The 2,242-nt window shown below is 31.5% G+C and carries 2 protein-coding genes and 1 pseudogene; all 3 read left to right on the forward strand.

All coding sequences use genetic code 11. The features are described from left to right. The first annotated feature begins 30 nt into the window (after positions 1–30). On the forward strand, positions 31–234 hold the full coding sequence (locus MR593_RS02550; protein ID WP_290686669.1) for a DUF3787 domain-containing protein: 204 nt from the start codon (positions 31–33) through the stop codon (positions 232–234). 428 nt (positions 235–662) lie between these two features. After that, the gene (gene larA, locus MR593_RS02555; protein WP_290686671.1) at positions 663–1,931 is read left to right on the forward strand and encodes a nickel-dependent lactate racemase; all 1,269 of its coding nucleotides are present in this window, start codon (positions 663–665) and stop codon (positions 1,929–1,931) included. 92 nt (positions 1,932–2,023) lie between these two features. After that, a pseudogene (locus MR593_RS02560) lies at positions 2,024–2,242 on the forward strand (sodium:solute symporter family protein); the annotation flags it as partial.

Consider the following 2,242-nt stretch of genomic DNA (forward strand, 5'->3'; position numbering starts at 1 on the left):
AAATAATAAAAAGATTTGGGAGGTGGTATTTTGAAAGATGAGCATCCTAAAGTAAGCAGACAGCTAAAAGGCTACAACAACAAAAGACTCTATTCAAAGGTGCGTCTAAACGACAATTACACAGCAGCTTGGGCTGATCAAAGCAAGTTTTATCCGCACACAAATGTAAGTGCACCATCCGAGGATCAGACTGATGAGGCCAAGGACTGGGTAGATAATGGAAGTAAATTGTAAAATTTTTTAAAAAGGGTAAATTTAAAATTTATCCTTTTTTCAGTTTTTTAGTCGAAATGCAATAATAAATTAAAATTATATATAAAAATAAAATTATTGATTGACATTTTATGCCAATTTATTAAAATTAATGGTAGAAGCTATTTTAAATGGGGGAAAATAAAATGGAAGGAATTAGAAGAGAATTTACAAAATTATATAGATATCTTTACTTTATATTCTGGGGCTTTTATTTTAGCGCTGGCTATTTTTATTGCAAAGATATAAAAAGTAAATCTTTTCTAAAGAGTTCATGTTTGACTTTCGTTTAAAAGGAAATTAAAAAATTTTAAATTGGGCAAATAGGATTAAATTGATATTTAAGAGAACTCTGAAAGAGTTCTCTTTTTTAATTTATTTGTCAAAAAAATAATCGAGGAGGAGAGGACATGTTAGATTTAAAGTATGGGGATTCTAAAGTGGAAATTGATTTATCAAAGGCTAAATCAGTTACTGTATTAAATGAAAATCCTATGGACGAAATTACTGACCTTAAAGCTGAGTTTATCAAAGGTGTTACAACAGATATGATAAATTCTAAGCCTTTAAAGGAAGTAGTTTCAAAAGGCGACAAGGTAACTATAGTTATAAGTGATATAACTAGATTTTGGCAACGTCAAGATTTAGTTTGCGAACAATTAGTAGACTATTTAGTAGATGAAATAGGTGTAGCTTACGATGATATAGTGATTGTAGTGGCTATAGGAACTCACAGAAAACAAACAGAGGAAGAATTATGTCAGTTAGCTTCTAAAAAAGTTTACGACAAGGTAAAGGTAGTAAACCACGACTGCGATGCAGATGATTTAGTTTTCATAGGAAAGACTGAATTAGGTACAGATGTATATGTAAATCCACTTGTAGTAGGAAGAAAAGTAATAATGGTAACAGGTACAGTTCATCATATTATGGCAGGTTTCGGTGGAGGAAGAAAGAGTGTAATTCCTGGAGTTGCAGGACGTCAAACTATAAAACAAAACCACATGAGATGCTTATCAAAAACTGAAAAGAGAACTGATCCAAAGGTTGGAGCAAGACTTCTAGATAACAATCCTGTAAATGAAGATATGAATCAAGCAGGAGCTCTTTTAGACGTAGCATTTAGTATACAAATAGTAGTAAATACTAAATCTAAACACAGTAAATTATTCTGTGGTGACTTCCACGACGCTTGGCTAAAAAGCTGCAAATATGTAGACGATTGCTATGGTGTGCCAATAGAAAAAGAAGCAGACATAGTTATAGCTAGTTGCGGTGGATATCCTAAGGATATAAACCTATATCAATCTACAAAGAGCATATTCAACGCTACAAGAGCAGTTAAAAAGGGTGGAACAGTAATATTCCTAGCAGAATGTAGAGAAGGTGGAGGAGCACCTGATTTCTTCAGCTGGATAGACCCACTAAAAAGAGGAGTTTTAGATGAAGAATTAAGAGCAAATTTCACAATAGGAGGATATATATTCTACGCACTATGTGAAGCAATTGCAAAATCAAATTTACTTATGCTAAGTGAAATCGATCCAAACTTCGTAAAAGATTTAAATATAGATTCTTATAAAAATATAGATGAATTATTAGAAAAAGTAGATTTTGAAGGAAAAGATGTATGCATATTACCTTATGGAGGTAGTGTAGTTCCTCTTCTTCAAGATTAATAAAAAAATAGATATAAAAATTAAGGGAAAAATAAAAAATAAAAAGTGTAAATTTTTAATATTGTAAATTTATTTATAAAGGAGAAAAAATCATGAATACGCCATTAATAATAGTAATATTATACGTAGTATTCCTACTAGCTTTGGGAATATTTATGTCAAAAAAAGAAAAAAAAGACGGGGAAAATTTCTTATTATACAAAGGTAAAAACGGTACTTGGATAACAGCCGTAACAATTGCAGGTCTTGCTATAGGCGGTGCCTCAACTATAGGTATAGCACAAAATGCGTTCGTCGCAGGTCTATCTGCT

This window comes from Intestinibacter sp. (genome assembly GCF_022780145.1).
Lineage (GTDB): Bacteria > Bacillota > Clostridia > Peptostreptococcales > Peptostreptococcaceae > Intestinibacter.